Below are 18,021 nucleotides of genomic sequence, written 5' to 3'. Positions count from 1 at the left end.
TTTCGAATGTTATCACAGATAGTGACGATGTGCGCTGCATCAAGCGCAACACAGCGTCAATTATTTGTTGCAGGTGCGTCCTCGGCCGGAGCCTGATCCGTGCCGGTCGTGCCCTCTGCCGGCGCTTCGCCATGGCCAAGGATACGGGCGCGGATCTGCGGGTCGATATCGGCCGGCAGCACGGCTTCGAGGCGCGCGACCAGCGTATCGAGGAAAGGCTTCGATTTGGCGTGGGTGACCCAGGCCGGCTGGGCGTTTTCGGCCACCAGCCAGTTCCAGAATGCGACAGCGACGACCAGCAGCAAAATGCCGCGGGCAGCGCCGAACAGGAAGCCGAGCGTGCGGTCCAACGCGCCGATGCGGCTGTCGATGATGAAATCGGCAACCCGCGAGGTGATGAAGGAAATGACGATCAGCGCCACCAGGAAGATGATGCCGGCAGAGGCGGCAATCGCGATCCGGTGATCGGACGTGTATTTTTCCGCGTAGGGCACGACCATCGGGTACAGATAATAGGCGGCGGCGATCGATCCGGCCCAGCTTGCGATCGACAGGACTTCGCGGGAAAAGCCGCGGACCATGGCGAGCACGGCGGAGAACAGGGTGACGCCAATGACAATACCGTCGAAGATCGTGATGGGCATAAAGACTCTACTCCAGGACCTGCCGTTTTATGCCGGCATTTTCGCCGGGCAATCTCTCACCCGGCGCAGTCTCATACATCAGCCGCGCTGTTAACGGAAGATCAATCATCTTCAACGGGTTTCCCCAGCTTCTTGGCGGAACCGGCAATGCGCGAGACGAGATCGGGCAGATCCTCGATCTCGATCCAGCGGCTGCCGCCCTTCGGCAGTTCGGCAGAACTCGCCGGCAGCATGGCGCCGGCAAAACCGAGCTTTTCCGCCTCCTTCAGCCGCTGCGCCGTCTGTGACACGGGGCGCACGGCGCCAGACAGGCTGATTTCGCCGAAATAGACATGGTCCGCCGGCAGCGCCAGCCCGGCAAGCGACGAGACGAGCGCCGAGGCAATGGCAATATCAGCCGCCGGTTCGGAAATCCGGTAACCGCCGGCAACGTTGAGATAGACGTCGTGCTGGCCAAGCCTGACCCCGCAATGCGCTTCCAGCACCGCAAGGATCATCGCAAGCCTCGATGAATCCCAGCCGACGACGGCGCGGCGCGGCGTGCCGAGCGAGGTCGGCGCCACTAGCGCCTGCACCTCGACCAGAACCGGCCGGGTGCCTTCCATGCCGGCAAAGACCGCGGCACCCGGTGCCTTGGCATTACGCTCGCCCAGAAACAGTTCGGAGGGATTGGTGACTTCGCGAAGTCCACGATCCGACATTTCGAACACGCCGATCTCGTCTGTCGGCCCAAAACGGTTCTTGACCGTGCGCAGGATGCGATAATGGTGGCCGCGGTCGCCTTCGAAATAGAGGACGGCATCGACCATATGCTCGACGACGCGGGGGCCTGCAATCTGGCCTTCCTTGGTAACATGGCCAACGAGAACCATCGCAGCCCCGGTCTGCTTGGCAAAGCGGATCATCGCCTGCACGCCTGTCCTGACCTGCGTCACGGTGCCTGGCGCCGAATCCGCCGTATCGCTCCACAGCGTCTGGATGGAATCGATGATGACGAGATCCGGCCGCTTGCCCTCGGAAATCGTCGCCAGAATGTCTTCGACATTCGTCTCGGCCGCGAGCAGCACTTCGGTATTGGCGGCATCCAGCCGCTGGGCGCGCAGACGGACCTGGGCAACGGCTTCTTCGCCCGAGACATAGATGATCCGGTGACCGCGGCGGGAGAGGGCAGCTGCGGCCTGCATCAGCAGCGTCGATTTGCCGATGCCTGGATCGCCGCCGATCAGCACGGCCGAACCGCGCACAAACCCGCCACCCGTCGCCCGATCCAGTTCGGAAATCCCGGTATGGATGCGCGGCGCTTCCTCAGTCTCGCCCGACAGCGTCGTCAGCGCCACGGCACGCCCCTTTTTCGGCACCTTGCCGGGACCCGACCCGATGCCGCCCATCGGATCTTCCTCGACAATCGTATTCCACTCGCCGCAGCCATCACACTTGCCGGCCCAGCGGTTATGCACCGTGCCGCAGTTCTGGCACACGAATTGGGTTTTGGGTTTTGCCATGGGGGAGGTCAGTCTTTTTCTGGTGATTGGTACAGCGGAAGAAAATAGTCCGGCGAAGCTTTCTGCCGCATGTGCAGCACACGCAGCACCGTCATTTCTTCCTCATCGACGAAGAAGTAGATGGTGCGTTTTCGATAGGGAAAGGCTCTCAGGCCGGGGATAAAGGTGCGTGGGCTGCCGGTAATGCCGAGCTTCGCCATCCATGCGATCTTGCCGTTGATATCATCAAGAAAGCGCTTGCCGGCAGTCGGATCGAATTCGGCGATATATTCATACATGCCGCGAAGATCGTTCAGCGCCTCGAGCGATATCTTGAGACGACGCGGCTTCATTCTTCCGTTCCTCCGCCATCTTCAAAATATGTGCCGTCATCTCCTCGGCGCTTTCGAAACGCAACACCCGTCCTGCATCGACATCGTCAATGCCCTGCTGGATAAGGTGGCGAAGCTCTTCCACCTTGCCTTCGTCGCTGCCGAGCAGACGCAATCCGGCAGCCACGACCGCGTCGGCATCCTTGTAGATGCCAGCCTTCACCTGTTCGTTGATGAACGCTTTGTCTTCGTCGCTGAGATGGATCTCGGCCATTTCGATCTCCTTTTGTTCTCTTTTAGCACGAAGATTTCAGGCTTCCAAGAGGGATACGAAAAGGCGAGACGGCGGGATCAGTCGTCCGGATAGATATACCGCCGCTCATAGCGCAGGCCGAGGCTGGTGAGCAGTTCGTAGCCGATCGTGCCGCCGGCGCGGGCAACCTCGTCGAGCGGCATGTTGGGGCCGAACAGTTCGACATAGTCGCCGGCCTGGATTTTTGACGCAGGCACATCGGTCACGTCGAAAATCGTCAGATCCATGGTCACACGGCCGACGACCGGCACGCGGTGGCCGGCGATAAAGCCGAAAGCGCCTTCCGGCACCGCGCCGCGCAAGGGCACGCCGGAGCCGGAGAGGGAACGCAGATAGCCATCCGCATAACCGGCCGAGACGATCGCCAGCCGGCTGTCGCGGGAAAGCGTCGTGGTGCCACCATAACTTACCGTCTCGCCCTTCCTGGCATCGCGGATCTGGATGATGCGCGCCTCGGCCTTGGCGACCGGCCGCATCGGATTTTTCACGCCACCGACCGCTTCGCCGCCATAAACGGCAATGCCGGGGCGAGTGAGGTCGAAATGATACTCGGCCCCGAGAAAGGTCCCGGACGAGGCGGCGAGACTTGCGGGAACACCTTCGAAAGCGGCTGCAACCCGCTGGAAAGACTCCAGCTGCCGGCGATTGAGCTCGGAGGAGGGCGTGTCGCCGCTATGCAGATGCGACAGGACGAGAACCGGTGAAAAGCTCGCCGGCCGCGACACGTCGTCGGCAAAGGCGATCGCATCTTCCAGCGGAATGCCGAGACGGTTGAAGCCGGTATCAATATGCAGCGCGCAAGGGTGTTCGCCGAACTCCGCCGTCACCGACATCCAGAAAGCCAGCTGCTCTTCCGAGACGAGAACCGGCACGAGGTCGTTTTCGAAGAAAAGTTTTTCCTGTCCCGGCCAGATACCGGACAGCACGTAGATGCGGGCATCCGGCGCGTAATTCCTCAGCGTCATGCCTTCCTGCACCACGGCGACGAAGAAATCGCGGGCGCCGGCTTCGTAAAACGCCACGCCGCAATCCTCGAGGCCGAGGCCATAGGCGTCGGCCTTGACCACGGCGGCTGTCCGCGCCTTGCCGGAACGTTTTGCCATCTCCCGCCAGTTGTCTGCGAGGGCACCGAGATCGATCGTGAGCCTTGCCGGCGCGATATCGAATTCGTCGATGATCTCGTCTTCGAAATCCACGTCGATATCGCTCACTTCAAACTCGCTCATAGAATGGCCTCGCCGACAGATAGGGTGTGCCGATACTTATCCGTTTCCGCGGCGGTAAAAAGACAGCACCCCAAGATTCCGGATCGTTGCACAGGTTTTGCGCGCGCCTCCGGCCTATTGCATCGATGCACAGCGGCCTTCTCAAATCTGTTATATCGCGCAGCTACAGAGCGCGCTCGCGCGCAGAATCGCCTTGAGCTTGGGATTCGACTGCGCGGCAAAGCCTCTTTCTCGAATGGAATGAAATCGATGCAGAACAATCCGGCAGTGGTGATCGACGGTGCGACCGTTGTTTTTGGTGATCGTCTGGAGCGCGCTGCCGTGCGTTTCGAAAATGGCAAGATCACTGCGATCGATGGTGCCCGCGATGGTGCCGAGATCATCGATGGCCGCGATCATCTGCTTGCCCCTGCCTTCGTCGATATCCATGGCGACGCCTTCGAGCGTCAGATCATGCCGCGTCCCGGCACGATGTTCCCGATCGCTGCCTCGCTTCTGGAAACCGACCGCCAGCTCGCCGCAAACGGCATCGCCACCGCCTATCATGCGCTCACCTTGAGCTGGGAACCGGGCCTGCGCTCGGTCGAGAACGGCCGCGCCGTCGTCGAGGCGCTGAACACGCTGGCACCGCGCCTGATGGTCGACAACCGCGTCCAGCTGCGCTGGGAAACCTTTTGCTTCGAGGCGATCGATCTGATCCGCGAGGCGCTCGCCGGCCCGAAGCGCCCTTCGATCGCCTTCAACGATCATACGTCCATGCTGCTGCTCGACCCGTCCGTCTCGCTGCAGGAACGTCCCTTCGATCTAGACCCAGCCTATCCGGCCATGGATCCGGCAACTCCGGCATTCGCCGACAAGATGGCCGACCGCGCCAAGCGGGCGAAAATGCCGGTGGTCGACATGGTCGCCATGGTCCGCGCCATGTGGGAGCGCCGTCCTGACGTGCCGGCCGCGATCGAGGAAGTGGCAAGACTCGGCCGCGAAGCAGGCGCGCCGATGCTCTCCCATGACGACAGCCAGGTCGAATCCCGCGATTTCTACCGCGGCCGCGGCGCCCGCATCAGCGAGTTCCCGATGAACATGCGTGTCGCCCGCGCCGCCCGCGAGGCCGGCGATTTCATCATCTTCGGCGCCCCGAACGCCACTCGCGGCGGCAGCCATCTCGCTTCGATCGGCGCCGCCGACATGATCCGCGAAGGACTCTGTGATATTCTGGCGTCGGATTATTACTATCCCGCCATGCTGCTCGGCCTCGCGCGCCTCAAGGCCGATGGCGTCGGCGCCCTGCACGAGCTCTGGCCGCTCGTCTCCGCCAACCCGGCCCGTGCGCTCGGCCTCGACGACCGCGGCACCATCGAGATCGGCAAACGAGCCGATCTGGTTCTGATCGACTGGCCGGAAGGCGCCGCCCCCGCCGTCCGCCGCACTTTTTCAGGCGGCCGCGAAGCCTATCGGGCGATCGCTGCGGGCAATTAAGTCGGAAACAGACATGTAAATTCGGCGCGCCTCGCCCCTCATCCGCCTGTCGGCACCTTCTCCCCGTTCTGACGGGGAGAAGGGAATAGCTGTACGGTCACCGCCTCCCTCAGACGTCGTGCTGGGCGCGTCCCCTCTCCCCGCATGCGGGGAGAGGGTTAGGGTGAGGGGCTTGTCAGCGTCCTCATGCGTGAAACTTCAAGGTTAGGCGACGCTGCGCAGATCGAAGTCGGCCTTGATGACATCGTAAGGAACGTGAATGCGGCCGTCCTCGTTGATTTCAACGAGTCCCCATTCGATCAGCACTGCCGTATCTTCGTGAACTCTCTTCACATCACGGGAGAGGGCGGTCGCCAGCGCCCGGTAGGTCGAAGGTCCGAGCTTCTGCAGGGTCTCAATCAGCTTCCAGCGCTTGGGGCTGAGCACGGTGAACAACTGCTCGGGGGATGAAAAGCTGAAGACGTGTTCCTGTGCCTGTCCGGATTTCCAGGCGACCACAAAACCATCCGCCGCGTGCTTCAACGCGTCGTCGTCGGAACGCTGAATTCTGATCGTTGCCGTGGTCATCTCGATCCTTGCCTCCTGACATGCACGTCGCGAAGAAAGTCGGAAATAAGCGCCTCGACGGTCGAGAATTCGTAAGGCTCTTCGTTGCCGTCCAGATGCCGATGATCACCCTTGCCACGTTCGTTGTCGTAGGCGACGATTCTACTGCCTGCATACCCGTAGAACAGGCTGTACTTATGGAAGTGCTGGCTGCCCTCAACGCGCCTTGGCACTTTCCAGATCACCATCTCGACAATGGCGCCGTCCGACAGAACGTTTTTCGACCGGTAAAGCAGTTCGGCCTTCATGTTGGCGAGAGTGCCAACATGAAGGCCGTCTGTCAAATCGGCGTAGCGATCAAGGTTCTTCGTATTGCGTAAAGCTCGGCTCGGCCAGATCCGCGAAGCGGGTGAATTCCGACTGGAAGGCGAGCTTGACGGTGCCGGTCGGTCCGTGGCGCTGCTTGGCGATGATCACGTCGGCCGTGCCCTTGACGCGGTCCATATGCGCTTCCCATTCCGGGTATTTTGGATCGGCGAGATCGCGAGGCTCCATGTTCTTGACGTAATATTCCTCACGGAACACGAAGAGCACGACGTCGGCGTCCTGTTCGATCGAACCGGATTCACGAAGGTCGGAGAGCTGTGGACGCTTGTCTTCGCGGCTTTCGACGCCGCGCGACAGCTGGGAGAGGGCGATGATCGGAACGTTCAGCTCCTTGCCGAGCGCCTTCAGGCCCGTGGTGATCTGGGTAATTTCCTGAACGCGGTTCTCGCCGGATTTGCCGGAACCGGTCATCAGCTGGATATAGTCGACCACCAGGCAGTCGAGGCCGCGCTGGCGCTTGAGACGGCGGGCGCGGGCGGAAAGCTGGGCGATAGAAATACCACCGGTCTGGTCGATGAAGAGCGGAACCTTCTGCATCATCTGGGAGCATGCGACCAGCTTTTCGAAATCGGCCTCGGTAATGTCACCGCGGCGGATCTTTGACGAAGAAACTTCCGTCTGCTCGGAAATGATACGCGTGGCCAGCTGTTCGGACGACATTTCCAGCGAATAGAAGCCGACGACGCCGCCGTTCTTGGCCTTCGGCGTGCCATCCGGCAGGTAGTCGGGCTCATAAGCCGCGGCAATATTATAGGCGATATTGGTGGCAAGCGAGGTCTTGCCCATGCCGGGGCGTCCTGCAAGCACGATCAAGTCGGAGCGCTGCAACCCGCCCATCTTGCCATCGAGCGACATGATACCGGTCGAAATGCCAGAAAGGTGACCGTCGCGCTCGTAAGCCTGCCCCGCCATGTCGATGGCGAGCGCCACGGCGTCGTTGAACGACTGGAAGCCGCCGTCGTAGCGGCCGTTTTCGGCAAGCTCGAACAGGCGGCGTTCGGTATCTTCGATCTGGCTCTGCGGCGGCATGTCAAGCGGCGCGTCGTAAGCGATATTGACGACATCCTCGCCGATGGTGATCAGCGCACGGCGCAAGGCCAGGTCGTAGATCGCCCGGCCATAATCTTCCGCGTTGATGATCGACACGGCTTCGGCGGCGAGACGGGCGAGATATTGCGCCACCGTCATGTCGCCGACCTTTTCGTCGGCCGGCACGAAATTCTTGATCGTCACCGGATTGGCGGTCTTGCCCATGCGGATGATATCGCCGGCGACCTCGAAAATCTTGCGATGCAGCGGCTCGAACAGGTGGGTCGGCTTCAGGAAGTCGGAAACGCGGTAATAGGCATCGTTGTTGACGAGGATCGCGCCGAGCAGGGCCTGTTCCGCCTCGATATTGTTCGGCGCCTCGCGGTAATGCGGTTCGGCGGCCTTGTTCGAAAGCGATGTCACGTTGCGCGCGGCTTCATTCATTTTTCTGATCCGTCCAATCCATTCCCAAAGCCATTCAAGCGGTCGGTTCTAGAGACAAGCGCAGGGCCGATAAACCGTGCTTTTGCAGCAGCGGAGATTCCCACAGCTTTCCACAGCATCCGTCATTTTCAAGAAACAAAAAACGCAATGAAGCGACGAAACCGGTTGACTGTGCACGCATGCGGGAGGCCGGAACGACTCGCATTTTACCGTATGAAAGAGACAAAAAAACGCCCGGGTGCGAGACCCGGGCGTCCTGTGGATAAGGTCTCTGTAAAGAGGCTTATTCGTCGTCGCCGTCGCGGTCGGCTTCCGGATCGAAGAAGTCTTCCGGACGCAGGGCGTCTTCGTCAACGCCGTAGATGGCGTCGGCCGAGGTGAGGCTTTCGCCCTTGGCCTGACGCTCGGCTTCTTCAGCCGAACGGGCAACGTTGATTTCGATTTCGATCTCGACTTCCGAATGCAGGTGCAGGGTGACCTTGTGCAGGCCGATCGACTTGATCGGAACGTTGAGGTCGACCTGGTTGCGGCCGATGTTGAAGCCTTCGGCAGCGAGCGCCTCGACGATGTCGCGGGCAGCAACCGAACCGTAGAGCTGGCCGGTTTCGCCAGCCGAACGGACCATGACGAAGCTCTTTTCGTTCAGGGCTTCGGCAACGGTCTGGGCCTCGCTCTTGCGCTCCAGGTTACGGGCTTCGAGCGTTGCACGCTCGGCTTCGAAGCGCTTCTTGTTGGCGTCGTTGGCGCGCAGTGCCTTGCCCTGCGGCAGCAGGAAGTTACGTGCGAAACCGTCGCGAACCTTGACGACTTCGCCCATCTGGCCAAGCTTGGCTACACGTTCAAGCAGAATGACTTGCATTTCTCGTTTCCTTTCAAGTTTTCAATTGCTGTCATTGTTGGATTGATCGGGGTCTTTGTCGTCCCGACCGGATGTCTTGTCTGTCTTCGGGCCGGCTGCACCGCCCGTACCCTTGACCGGCGTCAGCGCGATCGTGCGGCGGGTATCGGAGAGGCCGAGAACCACGACGGCGAGTGCCGGCAGGACCAGCATGGTCGACAGATAGCAGAGGATGAGGGCCGGCAGGCGCCAGTCCTTGCCAAGCGTGCGGAAATGCAGCGAGGCGAAACCGGCCATCAGGAAGCCGGCGCCAAACGTGCCGCAGATCGTGGCACCGATCATCGCCGGCACGCCGCCGATGAAGGTGAGGATCACGCCACCCAGAAAGATGAAGATCGCATGGCGGTTCATGCGCAGCGCCGACGGCATGTCTTCGCGCGGACGCAACGCCCGGCCGGAGCGCGAGACGATGCGCACAGCAATGTAGAAAGCCGCAAACAGCAGCATGACCCAGATGCCGCCCTGGAACATCGGCAGCATCAGCACCAGCATGCTTTTGGTCTGCGCAAGCGCATCGGCCTGGACGGCAAAATCCGGTTCCTGCACCTGCAGCGCGGAATTCATCGCATCGACCATCTGACCGGTCAGTTCCGGGCCGTAACCGATCGCAATCCCGAGGATGATGACGGCGATCGTCACGAGACCGCAGAGATGCAGGAGAATGTCGGAGATCGGGTACCAGGCCATCAGGTGGTCAGGGCCGCCGAGTTCGGAAGCCGGCCGCGCCAGATTGGCGAGATGCGAAAGCCAGCCGGCCGGGATCAGCGTGAAGATCGCCATGGCCAGCGCAAACAGCGGCGAGACGAGGGCAGCGCCGAGAATGGCGGCGGTCAGCACGCCGATAATGGCGGCACGATTGCCCCAGCCGAGACCGGCGATCAGAATGGGAAGTGCGGAAGCAGCATAAAGGACGGAAGCAAGCGACGACTGTGCGCTCGCACCCAGCACGAGCAGGGTGGCAACGATACCGGCGATAATGCCGGTCGGCAGCACTGTCTGAATCTTGTTCGTCACGGGTCTCGCTGTCCTGCCGGTTCAAGCAGTTAGGGGAGGAAGTCTGAATCTGTTTGTCAGACGCTTCATCCCCAACATGGGGTTTGGTTCAGTTTCCGATCCGCGCCCAACGCGGAAGGGAGAAGACCCGCCGATCAGAGACCGGCGGGTCGAAAGTCAATTACGCCAGGACGTAAGGCAGCAGGCCGAGGAAGCGGGCGCGCTTGATGGCCTGGGCCAGTTCGCGCTGCTTCTTCTGGGAAACGGCCGTGATACGCGAAGGAACGATCTTGCCGCGCTCGGAAATGTAGCGCTGCAGGAGACGAACGTCCTTGTAGTCGATCCGCGGAGCGTTTGCACCCGAGAAGGGGCAGGTCTTGCGGCGGCGGTGGAACGGACGGCGAGCCGGGGAAGAGGATACGTCAGCCATTGGTCTTTATCTCCTTCTATCCGATTAAGCGTCGCGAGCCGGGCGCGGTGCGCGCTCGAAGCCGCCTTCACGCGGGGGACGGTCGCCGAATTCGCGGCGCGGGCCACGATCGCCGAAGTCACGGCGCGGGCCGCGGTCGTCGCCTTCGCGGCGCGGACGGTCGTCACGGTCGCGCTTCTGCATCATGGCAGACGCACCTTCTTCGTGCTTCTCGACAGCGATGGTCATGTAACGAAGAACGTCTTCGTTGATGCGCATCTGACGCTCCATCTCATGCACGGCAGCTGCCGGTGCTTCGATGTCCATGAGCGCATAGTGAGCCTTGCGGTTCTTCTTGATGCGGTAGGTGAGGGACTTGAGGCCCCAGTTTTCAATGCGCCCGACCTTGCCGCCGTTAGCTTCGATGACACCCTTGTACTGTTCGACGAGGGCATCAACCTGCTGAGCGGACATATCCTGCCGGGCAAGGAATACGTGTTCGTAAAGAGCCATGTAAGCTTTGCCTTTTCTTGCGGTTGTTTTGTCACCCGGTTTCGGCGGCTAAGCCTCAACGACTGCTCCTGTTGGCTTTTGGCCGGCAAGAAAAGTTGTTGTTTCGAGACGGTCGAGAGCGGAGACACGGGAGGCCGGACCACTTATGTGTCCTGCGGTTCCTTATCAGAACCTGCCCTCCGTACAGCCACCAGCCAGAAGACCGGGTGTTTCGAACAGGGCGGCTTATACGGATTTTTGCGGGAAAGGCAAGGGGCAGGGGGAATTACCTGAGGAAGGTATTCGCAGGTGCCTGCCGGATCGAACGCAGGTCAGGCGAAATCATGCCTGGCGCTGTTCCAGTGCTTTGCCTGAAAGTTCGCATTGGCGGCAAGCGCCTTTTTCAGCGTCTTTCGTCTCCCGTCCCATTCCGACGAGCCGATCGCCAGAAGTTCGTCGAAAGGATGGGCGCTTGCCATAGCCTCGGCAATCAGCGGCCATGTCATCTTGCCGCCGCGCCCCTGATGCAGCACGTCGGCAATGAGGCAGCATTGCTCGGCTGGCCGTCCATCGAGCGGTATCCGCTGTTCGGCACGTTTCATGAAGGATTTGAAAGTCTTGACCATCTGGTCGACCTGCACGGCGCGCGCATCTTTCGACTGGGAGGTGAAATGGATAAGTCTTGCGGCCGCAATCACCTCGGCATCTTCTACCTCGTCCAGCGTGGGGTTGAGGTATTTCATCAAGCCATTGGTGGAGTTGCTGTCTTCGAGTGGCACTTTCTGGCCGGCACCATTGATGCTGCAGATATGGCCGCCGGACAGAACGAGATGCGGAAAATAATCGCCGGCATCCGGTAGGGAGAGCAGCGAGCGCAGGTATTCAACGAAATCCCCGTCCGGCACATGCGCTGCGAACTGGCCGAAGCCGAAAGTGAAGGCCGCGCGGTCATAGGTATTCAGTGTCAGGAAGTTGCGTCCCTCGCAGAGCGCCGTCGGCTCGATGAATTCTGCCCAGAAGCCGAATTGCCCTGTGAAATCGGCGGCCTTGAAGTCCAGCTTTTCCAGTTTGCTGCCGCCGAAGATGTTGTAGAGCCCGATATTGTCCTTGTAGGGCACGCGCCTGCCGACGAAGAAGGGCGGCAGAGTGTCGGGAGCGGCAAAGAAGTCCCGGCCGTCGCGGGTGATCTTGTACAGAAATGCCATGGCAGACCTCCTCCAGCCGGACGCGGAAGGACGCGGCGAAACGGCTTCGCGGTCCGGCGACAATCACGGGATAAAAATGTCATGCGATTTTATGGCAGCGAATGCATTTGGGTTGCTGTGGCTAGCGCCGTAACCCAAGGTTGATTTTAATACATGACTATTTGTCGACTTTCCAGCCCGCGTGAATGCGCGACATAAAATTCCCGCACCGGAAAGCGCAAGCGGGCAGGAGCCGTTAAATTTCCAATAGCAAACACCCCCGGCGGCTGGGGCCACCAGGGGTGTCGGTTTCTATTGATCCAATAAGCTGTCGCTTCGGGAACCGGCGATGGCCGCCGGCCTCTTTCGGAATTTACTTGCCGCGGCCGAAGCCGCCCTTGCCGCCGGGCTTCGGGCCACCGGATTTCGGCTTGTCCTTGCTGAAAGGCTTGCCAGCCTTGAACGGCTTGTCCTGCGAGGCGCCGTCCTTGTAGGGCTTCTTGAAAGGCTTGTCGCCGGCCGGACGGGCCTTGGGCTTTTCGCCCCAGACTTCGTCATCGACCCGACGGTCGTCGCGGGCCTTGTCGCCACCGGAGAACTTGGCCCCCTTTGTCGGCTTGTTCGGGGCGGCCTGGTCCTTGCCCTGCCATTCCTTGCGGGGGCCATCCTTATAGCCACCTTCCTTGCGCGGGCCATCCTTGTAGCCGCCCTCCTTGCGGGGGCTGTCCTTGAAGCCGCCTTCCTTGTTCTTGCCCTTCCACGGTTTGTCCATGCGCGGACCGTCGTGGCGGGGAGCGCTGTCGTCGTAGGACTCGCGCTTGAAGCTCGAAAAATCAGGCGCGCTGTCGAGGCGGGTGACGCGGATGCCGCGTTCCATCATGCCGTCCTTGCCGAGCTTCTGCATGAAACGCTCGGCATTGGCGGCAGCGATTTCGACAAACGTCTCGTCGGCCTGCATCTTGATCGCGCCGATCTCGTTCTTGGTGATGTCGCCGGCACGGCAGATGGTCGGGATCAGCCAGCGCGGTTCGGCGCGCTGCTTGCGGCCGACGGAGAGCGAGAACCAGACGGCCTCGCCGAAATCGCCACGCGGCGTCAGCGGACGCGAGGCCGGATCGCCGCCATCGCGGGCACCTTCGCGCGGCTTGCGGGTGCCATCGACGGCAACCTCGATCAGGTCTTCCGGCGCCGAATTCTTGGAGCGGTAGAGATTGACGAAAGCGCTCGCCAGCTTTTCCGCGCCATGGCTTTCGATCAGGCGGGCGATCAGGCCTGCCTCTTCCTCGCCCGGCTTTTCTTCAAAAATCGGATCGGCGAGCAGCCGGTCGTCGTCGCGGGTCGTGACTTCTTCGGCCGACGGCGGGCGCGCCCAGGTCGGCGTGACGGCGGCGCCGCCAAGAATGCGTTCGGCCTTGCGGCGCTGGTTGAGCGGCACGATCAGCGCGCTGATGCCCTTGCGGCCGGCGCGACCGGTACGGCCGCTGCGGTGAAGCAGGGTTTCCGGATTGGTCGGCAGGTCGGCATGGATAACGAGATCGAGGCCGGGCAGGTCGATGCCGCGGGCAGCGACGTCGGTGGCGATGCAGACGCGGGCACGGCCATCGCGCATGGCCTGCAGCGCATGGGTGCGTTCGTTCTGGGTCAGTTCGCCGGAAAGGGCGACGGCGGCAAAATTGCGGTTGCTGAGCCGCGCCATCAGATGGTTGACGGCAGCGCGCGTCGAGCAGAACACGATCGCATTCGGCGCTTCGTAATAACGCAGCACGTTGACGATGGCGTTTTCACGGTCCGACGGAGCGACCATCAGCGCGCGATATTCGATATCGACATGCTGCTTTTCCGAGGTCTGGGTGGAGATGCGCTTGGCATCCCGCTGGTAGCTTTTTGCAAGCTTTGCGATCGCAGCGGGCACGGTGGCCGAGAACATCAGCGTGCGGCGGCCATCCGGCGCCGATTCCAGGATGAATTCGAGATCCTCGCGGAAGCCGAGATCGAGCATCTCGTCGGCTTCGTCGAGAACGGCGACCTTGATTTCCGACATGTCGAGCGCATTGCGGCGAATATGGTCGCAGATACGGCCGGGCGTGCCGACGACGATGTGTGCGCCGCGTTCCAGCGCGCGCCGCTCTGAGCGGATATCCATGCCGCCGACGCAGGAGGTGATGACGGCGCCGGTCATTTCATAAAGCCATTCCAGCTCGCGCTTCACCTGCATGGCAAGTTCGCGGGTCGGCGCGATGACGATCGCAAGCGGCGCGCCGGCGCGGTCGAACTTTTCGCCGTCTTCCAGCAGCGTCGGCGCCATGGCGATGCCGAAGGCCACCGTCTTGCCGGAGCCGGTCTGCGCCGAAACGAGCGCGTCGGAGTTCACCAGTGCCGGATCGAGCATCGCCTGCTGGACGGGCGTCAGCGTCTCATAGCCGCGTTTGGCCAATGCCTTGGCGATCGCCGGAACGGCGCCGTTGTAATCGGTCATAAATCTGTCTTTCGGAATTTCGTGCGCATTTTGAGCGCCCTGGCCGCAACGATCGCGACCGAACATGGCGCCCTCGTAGCGACAAGGCCGCGAAATGTCAAAGCGAAGCGCATAAAAGCCTTAAGAAGCAGGCCGAAACACCGCCGGAAGTAAAGCGCAAAGGGATGGTGCGGAGCCGTCGCTCTGAAACGCGGTTCCTTAAACCTTTACTGTATCAGGAAGTTCGATCTTAAGCGGGTGCAAATAGAACGACATGGCACCGAGTTCTTCGGATCGCGCCAGCCCATTGATAATGACGAGGATTTCATGGCGAATATTGTTCTTGGCAGCATCGGATCTGCCGGCTTCCACTTCGACAATTTTGAAAACTACGATTTCTTCGAATTCGACAAATACGACAAGCTCAAGACCTATGGTGTCGACGGAAAGGACGGACTGCGCGTCTACGCCGATTCGAAGAACTATACGGAAGTGCGCGGCGACGATCTGAGCTACGTCACCGAACATGGCGAGATCATGGGTCTTGAGAGCGGTACGCTGACCAGCCTGACGCAGGTGACGAGCGGCACCAAACTCTTCGTCGGCACCGGGTTCAAGATCACCGCGGACCAGTTCAATGCGATCGGTGATGGCGAAGATATTTCTAAGGCCGTTGCCACCATTCTTTCCGGCAATGACAAGATCACCGGCAGCAAGTTTGCCGACACGATCTATGGCGGCAAGGGCAATGACACGCTGAAGGGCGGCGCCGGAAACGATGTGCTGAAGGGCGATGCCGGCAATGACACGCTCTATGGCGGCCTCGGCAAGGATGTGCTGACCGGCGGTGCGGGCAAGGACACGTTCGTCTTCGACACCAAGCTGGGGGCGACGAATGTCGACACGATCACCGATTTTTCGGTGAAGGACGACCGCATCATTCTCGACGACGATATCTTCAAGAAAATCGGCAAGGTCGGCGATCTCTCGGCCGCAGCCTTTTATACCGGCACCAAGGCGCATGACGCCAGCGACCGCATCATCTACGACAACAAGTCGGGAAAGCTCTGGTATGATGCCGATGGCAATGGCAAGGGGGCTGCCGTGCAGTTCGCGACGCTTGATCATGGCCTGAAACTCACGGCCGCGCATTTTGATATCATCGCCTGATCGGGCGAAAGCGCGATCTCAAGATCGTTAGGCGCTGCCGCAAGGTGGCGCCTTTGCTGTTTGGACCGGAGCAATAAGCTCTCACCCGTCATGCTCGGGCTTGTCCCGAGCATCTAACCACCTGTGTTGTTGGAAACATATTGGGCGTGATCAGATCCTCGGGGGGCAAGCCCGAGGATGACCTATCGTGAGAGAGGAGCGTCGTCTCAGCCGATCTTCAGAACGGTCTGGCCCTGATCCATTGCAAATGCATAGGTGAGCTTGCCGTCGTTCAGCGCCTCGTTTGCGAGGGTGACGCTGATCTTGTCGTCGGAACCCTTGACCCTGGCCGTCAGCACATTGCCGATGACGGAGATCGACAGGTCGTCTTCGGTATAACCATCGAACCGCACCGAAAGGCTCCCGTCGCTCGCAACCGTATCCTGCCCGTCGCCCTTGCCGAACGTGTATTCGGCGACGCTGTCCTTGCCCGTCTGGTGGATGGTCACCGTATCATTGCCGGCGCCACCGCTCGCAAAGATGCGGTTGCCTTCGAGATACATGCGGTCGTCGCCGTCGCCGCCATCGATATTGATCAGCGTGTCACCGGACACTTTGATATCGTCATTGCCGTCGCCGCCCGAGACATCGAGAACCAGCTTTGCCGCCAGCTCGATCTTGTCATCGCCGCTGCCTGCCTGAATGTCGTTAATAAGTTCGCCCTTGATCTGCAGGGTGTCATTGCCTTCGCCAGAATCGATATTGGAAACGGTATCGCTCTTGATCATGACGGTGTCATCGCCGCCGCCGCTTGTCAGATTGGAGACGGCGCGGCCCGTCAGCGTCAGCTTGTCGTCGTCTTCGGTGCCGGTTGCGCTGGTAATATAGCCATAGGTCTCGCTGACACCGGCGCCATCATCGGCCGTGCCATTGCCGAGCGCCAGGATTTCGGTGATGCGGGCAAGCGCCTTCTGGGCCGCGGTGGAAACGCCCGTTTCGCTTTCGGAAGAAGACACGGATTGCCGGGCCGTCGAGGCCGCCGCAGTCGATGCGGAACCGGTAAACAGCACCGAGGCGTAACTCGCCGCGTTCGCATTCCGGTAAAAGGCATTGGTGATCGTCGTCACGGCGCTACTCTCCAGCATGCGCACATCGACAGCCAACAGGCTCGTGCCGCACCATCCGCCATCATGCCGGAGTTTCGTTGAGAATAGATTAGGACGCGATGACCGGCCACGACAGGCAATTGTCGTGGATGGGTAAGCGAGAGGTAAATGCAATGCTGAGTTTTAGCATGAAGACCCTCTCTGGCCTGCCGGCCATCTCCCCCACAAGGGGGGAGAAAACCTGCCGCACCCACTCGCTTCAATTTGGGCGCTGACGGATCGGCTGGGTTAAGCCCTCCCCCTTGTGGGGAGGGTGGGGAGGGGACTTTTCTTATCGTCGCACCAGTTCAGATCGGCATCGTATAAAGCCGGTAAACCGCAGCGATATCGGCCATCACCTCATCCGACAGCGTCAGGTCGGCCGAGGCGATATCCAGCTTCAGCTGGTCCATCGTCGTGGCGCCGATGATGACCGAGGCCATGAAGGGCCGCGTCAGGCAGAAAGCGAGCGCCATCTGCGACGGGTCGAGGCCGTGCTTTTTCGCGACATCGAGATAGGCCTTGACCGCCGGCTCCTGCAGCGGCTGCAGGCGGCCGCCGAGATCGGTGTTAATCGTGCCGCGCGAACCGGTCGGCCGGGCGCCGCCGACATATTTGCCGGAGAGAAGGCCGGCTGCGAGCGGCGAATAGGCAAGCAGGCCGACATTTTCGTGATGCGCGACTTCGGCAAGGTCGAGGTCGAACGTCCGGTAGAGCAGGTTATATTCGTTCTGGATCGAGGCGACCCGCGGCAGGCCTTTTTCCTCGGCGATGCGGACATATTGCATCGTGCCCCAGGCGGTCTCGTTGGAAAGACCGATGGCGCGGATCTTTCCCGCCTTGACCTGGCCGTCCAGCGCTTCCAGCTTTTCGGCAATGCCGTCGATCGACTCGGCCGTGTTCTGCTTGCTTGCGTCATAGGTCCAGGAACCGCGGAAATGGTAATGACCGCGGTTCGGCCAATGGATCTGGTAGAGATCGAGATAATCGGTCTGCAGCCGCTTCAGGCTGGCGTCGACCGCTTCGACGATCGTCGCAGGCGTGATCGGCTGGCCGCCGCGGATATGCGGACGGCCGCCGCCGGCGATCTTGCTGGCGAGCACGATGTCCTTGCGCTTGCCGCTCTTTTTCAGCCATGTGCCGATCAGTTCCTCGGTGCGGCCATGCGTCTCGGCCTTGACCGGCGTCGTCGGATAGAGTTCTGCCGTATCGAAGAAATTGACGCCGTTTGCGAGCGCATAATCCATCTGCTCATGCGCGTCGGCCTCGCTGTTCTGCGAGCCCCATGTCATGGTGCCGAGGCAGATTTCCGACACGGAGAGTTCCGTGCGTCCGAGTGTCCTGTATTTCATCAAGTGAAGTCCCGTCATTTGAAATGCCGGCGGACTTTAAGCGGCTTTTGCTGCAGCGCAAGAGGT

Annotated in this window: 18 protein-coding genes; 2 read left to right on the top strand and 16 right to left on the bottom strand. The window is 60.9% G+C overall.

Annotation, left to right across the window (positions count from 1 at the left end; all coding sequences use genetic code 11):
* Positions 1 to 56: 56 nt before the first annotated feature.
* The 5 genes from FHW37_RS08075 to alr form a co-directional block, all read right to left on the bottom strand.
* The gene (locus FHW37_RS08075; RefSeq protein WP_145634776.1) at positions 57 to 644 is read right to left on the bottom strand and encodes a CvpA family protein; all 588 of its coding nucleotides are present in this window, start codon (positions 642 to 644) and stop codon (positions 57 to 59) included.
* A gap of 101 nt (positions 645 to 745) precedes the next feature.
* Positions 746 to 2,146: a DNA repair protein RadA gene (gene radA, locus FHW37_RS08070; protein WP_145634773.1), complete on the bottom strand. Its 1,401-nt coding sequence runs from the start codon at positions 2,144 to 2,146 to the stop codon at positions 746 to 748.
* Between the two features lie 8 nt (positions 2,147 to 2,154).
* Entirely contained in the window at positions 2,155 to 2,424 is a 270-nt protein-coding gene (locus FHW37_RS08065; protein ID WP_246690702.1) for a type II toxin-antitoxin system RelE/ParE family toxin, read from the bottom strand.
* On the bottom strand, positions 2,417 to 2,731 hold the full coding sequence (locus FHW37_RS08060; protein WP_145634766.1) for a type II toxin-antitoxin system ParD family antitoxin: 315 nt from the start codon (positions 2,729 to 2,731) through the stop codon (positions 2,417 to 2,419). The genes FHW37_RS08065 and FHW37_RS08060 overlap by 8 nt, the downstream gene beginning before the upstream one ends.
* A 77-nt stretch (positions 2,732 to 2,808) precedes the next feature.
* Positions 2,809 to 3,996 (bottom strand): alanine racemase, encoded by a 1,188-nt coding sequence (gene alr, locus FHW37_RS08055; RefSeq protein ID WP_145634763.1) that lies wholly within the window; start codon positions 3,994 to 3,996, stop codon positions 2,809 to 2,811.
* A gap of 249 nt (positions 3,997 to 4,245) precedes the next feature.
* Between alr and FHW37_RS08050 the strand changes: the two genes are divergently transcribed.
* Positions 4,246 to 5,472: an alpha-D-ribose 1-methylphosphonate 5-triphosphate diphosphatase gene (locus FHW37_RS08050; RefSeq protein WP_145634760.1), complete on the top strand. Its 1,227-nt coding sequence runs from the start codon at positions 4,246 to 4,248 to the stop codon at positions 5,470 to 5,472.
* Between the two features lie 204 nt (positions 5,473 to 5,676).
* Here the strand turns inward: FHW37_RS08050 and FHW37_RS08045 are convergent, their stop codons facing one another.
* The 9 genes from FHW37_RS08045 to FHW37_RS08000 all read right to left on the bottom strand — a co-directional run bounded on the left by FHW37_RS08045 (position 5,677) and on the right by FHW37_RS08000 (position 14,330).
* Positions 5,677 to 6,039, bottom strand: coding sequence for a transcriptional regulator (locus tag FHW37_RS08045; protein WP_145634757.1), 363 nt, complete (start codon positions 6,037 to 6,039; stop codon positions 5,677 to 5,679).
* Positions 6,036 to 6,326, bottom strand: a complete 291-nt coding sequence (locus FHW37_RS08040) for a toxin-antitoxin system TumE family protein (RefSeq protein WP_145634754.1) — start codon at positions 6,324 to 6,326, stop codon at positions 6,036 to 6,038. Before FHW37_RS08040 ends, FHW37_RS08045 begins: the two co-directional genes overlap by 4 nt.
* Before the next feature lie 49 nt (positions 6,327 to 6,375).
* Positions 6,376 to 7,878, bottom strand: a complete 1,503-nt coding sequence (locus FHW37_RS08035; protein ID WP_145634751.1) for a replicative DNA helicase — start codon at positions 7,876 to 7,878, stop codon at positions 6,376 to 6,378.
* Between the two features lie 283 nt (positions 7,879 to 8,161).
* The gene (gene rplI / locus FHW37_RS08030) at positions 8,162 to 8,737 is read right to left on the bottom strand and encodes a 50S ribosomal protein L9 (protein WP_145634748.1); all 576 of its coding nucleotides are present in this window, start codon (positions 8,735 to 8,737) and stop codon (positions 8,162 to 8,164) included.
* 21 nt (positions 8,738 to 8,758) lie between these two features.
* Positions 8,759 to 9,790, bottom strand: a complete 1,032-nt coding sequence (locus FHW37_RS08025; RefSeq protein ID WP_145634746.1) for a DUF2232 domain-containing protein — start codon at positions 9,788 to 9,790, stop codon at positions 8,759 to 8,761.
* A gap of 160 nt (positions 9,791 to 9,950) precedes the next feature.
* Positions 9,951 to 10,199 (bottom strand): 30S ribosomal protein S18, encoded by a 249-nt coding sequence (gene rpsR, locus FHW37_RS08020; protein WP_105373679.1) that lies wholly within the window; start codon positions 10,197 to 10,199, stop codon positions 9,951 to 9,953.
* A 24-nt stretch (positions 10,200 to 10,223) separates the two neighbouring features.
* Positions 10,224 to 10,691: a 30S ribosomal protein S6 gene (rpsF, locus tag FHW37_RS08015; RefSeq protein ID WP_145634744.1), complete on the bottom strand. Its 468-nt coding sequence runs from the start codon at positions 10,689 to 10,691 to the stop codon at positions 10,224 to 10,226.
* Between the two features lie 311 nt (positions 10,692 to 11,002).
* On the bottom strand, positions 11,003 to 11,875 hold the full coding sequence (locus FHW37_RS08005; protein ID WP_145634741.1) for a hypothetical protein: 873 nt from the start codon (positions 11,873 to 11,875) through the stop codon (positions 11,003 to 11,005).
* A gap of 352 nt (positions 11,876 to 12,227) precedes the next feature.
* Complete coding sequence (locus FHW37_RS08000; protein WP_145634739.1) at positions 12,228 to 14,330, bottom strand: DEAD/DEAH box helicase; 2,103 nt, start codon at positions 14,328 to 14,330, stop codon at positions 12,228 to 12,230.
* 306 nt (positions 14,331 to 14,636) lie between these two features.
* Here FHW37_RS08000 and FHW37_RS34445 point away from each other — a divergent pair, with 306 nt between their 5' ends.
* The gene (locus tag FHW37_RS34445; protein WP_145634737.1) at positions 14,637 to 15,479 is read left to right on the top strand and encodes a calcium-binding protein; all 843 of its coding nucleotides are present in this window, start codon (positions 14,637 to 14,639) and stop codon (positions 15,477 to 15,479) included.
* A 206-nt stretch (positions 15,480 to 15,685) separates the two neighbouring features.
* On the opposite strand, the gene FHW37_RS07990 is transcribed toward FHW37_RS34445, so the two are convergent.
* The gene (locus FHW37_RS07990) at positions 15,686 to 16,603 is read right to left on the bottom strand and encodes an RTX toxin (protein ID WP_145634734.1); all 918 of its coding nucleotides are present in this window, start codon (positions 16,601 to 16,603) and stop codon (positions 15,686 to 15,688) included.
* Between the two features lie 308 nt (positions 16,604 to 16,911).
* The gene (locus FHW37_RS07985) at positions 16,912 to 17,955 is read right to left on the bottom strand and encodes an aldo/keto reductase (RefSeq protein WP_145634732.1); all 1,044 of its coding nucleotides are present in this window, start codon (positions 17,953 to 17,955) and stop codon (positions 16,912 to 16,914) included.
* Positions 17,956 to 18,021: the final 66 nt, after the last annotated feature.

This window comes from Neorhizobium alkalisoli (genome assembly GCF_007829835.1).
GTDB lineage: Bacteria > Pseudomonadota > Alphaproteobacteria > Rhizobiales > Rhizobiaceae > Neorhizobium.
The sequence above is the reverse complement of the archived record's forward strand: the minus strand, read 5'-3'. Positions and strand labels throughout refer to the sequence as shown.

What these genes read in the sequence shown, in the direction of transcription:
- FHW37_RS08075 (WP_145634776.1), bottom strand. Translation starts at nt 644, where the DNA reads ATGCCCATCACGATCTTCGACGGTATTGTCATTGGCGTCACCCTGTTC.
- radA (WP_145634773.1), bottom strand. Translation starts at nt 2,146, where the DNA reads ATGGCAAAACCCAAAACCCAATTCGTGTGCCAGAACTGCGGCACGGTG.
- FHW37_RS08065 (WP_246690702.1), bottom strand. Translation starts at nt 2,424, where the DNA reads ATGTATGAATATATCGCCGAATTCGATCCGACTGCCGGCAAGCGCTTT.
- FHW37_RS08060 (WP_145634766.1), bottom strand. Translation starts at nt 2,731, where the DNA reads ATGGCCGAGATCCATCTCAGCGACGAAGACAAAGCGTTCATCAACGAA.
- alr (WP_145634763.1), bottom strand. Translation starts at nt 3,996, where the DNA reads ATGAGCGAGTTTGAAGTGAGCGATATCGACGTGGATTTCGAAGACGAG.
- FHW37_RS08050 (WP_145634760.1), top strand. Translation starts at nt 4,246, where the DNA reads ATGCAGAACAATCCGGCAGTGGTGATCGACGGTGCGACCGTTGTTTTT.
- FHW37_RS08045 (WP_145634757.1), bottom strand. Translation starts at nt 6,039, where the DNA reads ATGACCACGGCAACGATCAGAATTCAGCGTTCCGACGACGACGCGTTG.
- FHW37_RS08040 (WP_145634754.1), bottom strand. Translation starts at nt 6,326, where the DNA reads ATGAAGGCCGAACTGCTTTACCGGTCGAAAAACGTTCTGTCGGACGGC.
- FHW37_RS08035 (WP_145634751.1), bottom strand. Translation starts at nt 7,878, where the DNA reads ATGAATGAAGCCGCGCGCAACGTGACATCGCTTTCGAACAAGGCCGCC.
- rplI (WP_145634748.1), bottom strand. Translation starts at nt 8,737, where the DNA reads ATGCAAGTCATTCTGCTTGAACGTGTAGCCAAGCTTGGCCAGATGGGC.
- rpsR (WP_105373679.1), bottom strand. Translation starts at nt 10,199, where the DNA reads ATGGCTGACGTATCCTCTTCCCCGGCTCGCCGTCCGTTCCACCGCCGC.
- rpsF (WP_145634744.1), bottom strand. Translation starts at nt 10,691, where the DNA reads ATGGCTCTTTACGAACACGTATTCCTTGCCCGGCAGGATATGTCCGCT.
- FHW37_RS08005 (WP_145634741.1), bottom strand. Translation starts at nt 11,875, where the DNA reads ATGGCATTTCTGTACAAGATCACCCGCGACGGCCGGGACTTCTTTGCC.
- FHW37_RS08000 (WP_145634739.1), bottom strand. Translation starts at nt 14,330, where the DNA reads ATGACCGATTACAACGGCGCCGTTCCGGCGATCGCCAAGGCATTGGCC.
- FHW37_RS34445 (WP_145634737.1), top strand. Translation starts at nt 14,637, where the DNA reads ATGGCGAATATTGTTCTTGGCAGCATCGGATCTGCCGGCTTCCACTTC.
- FHW37_RS07990 (WP_145634734.1), bottom strand. Translation starts at nt 16,603, where the DNA reads ATGCTGGAGAGTAGCGCCGTGACGACGATCACCAATGCCTTTTACCGG.
- FHW37_RS07985 (WP_145634732.1), bottom strand. Translation starts at nt 17,955, where the DNA reads ATGAAATACAGGACACTCGGACGCACGGAACTCTCCGTGTCGGAAATC.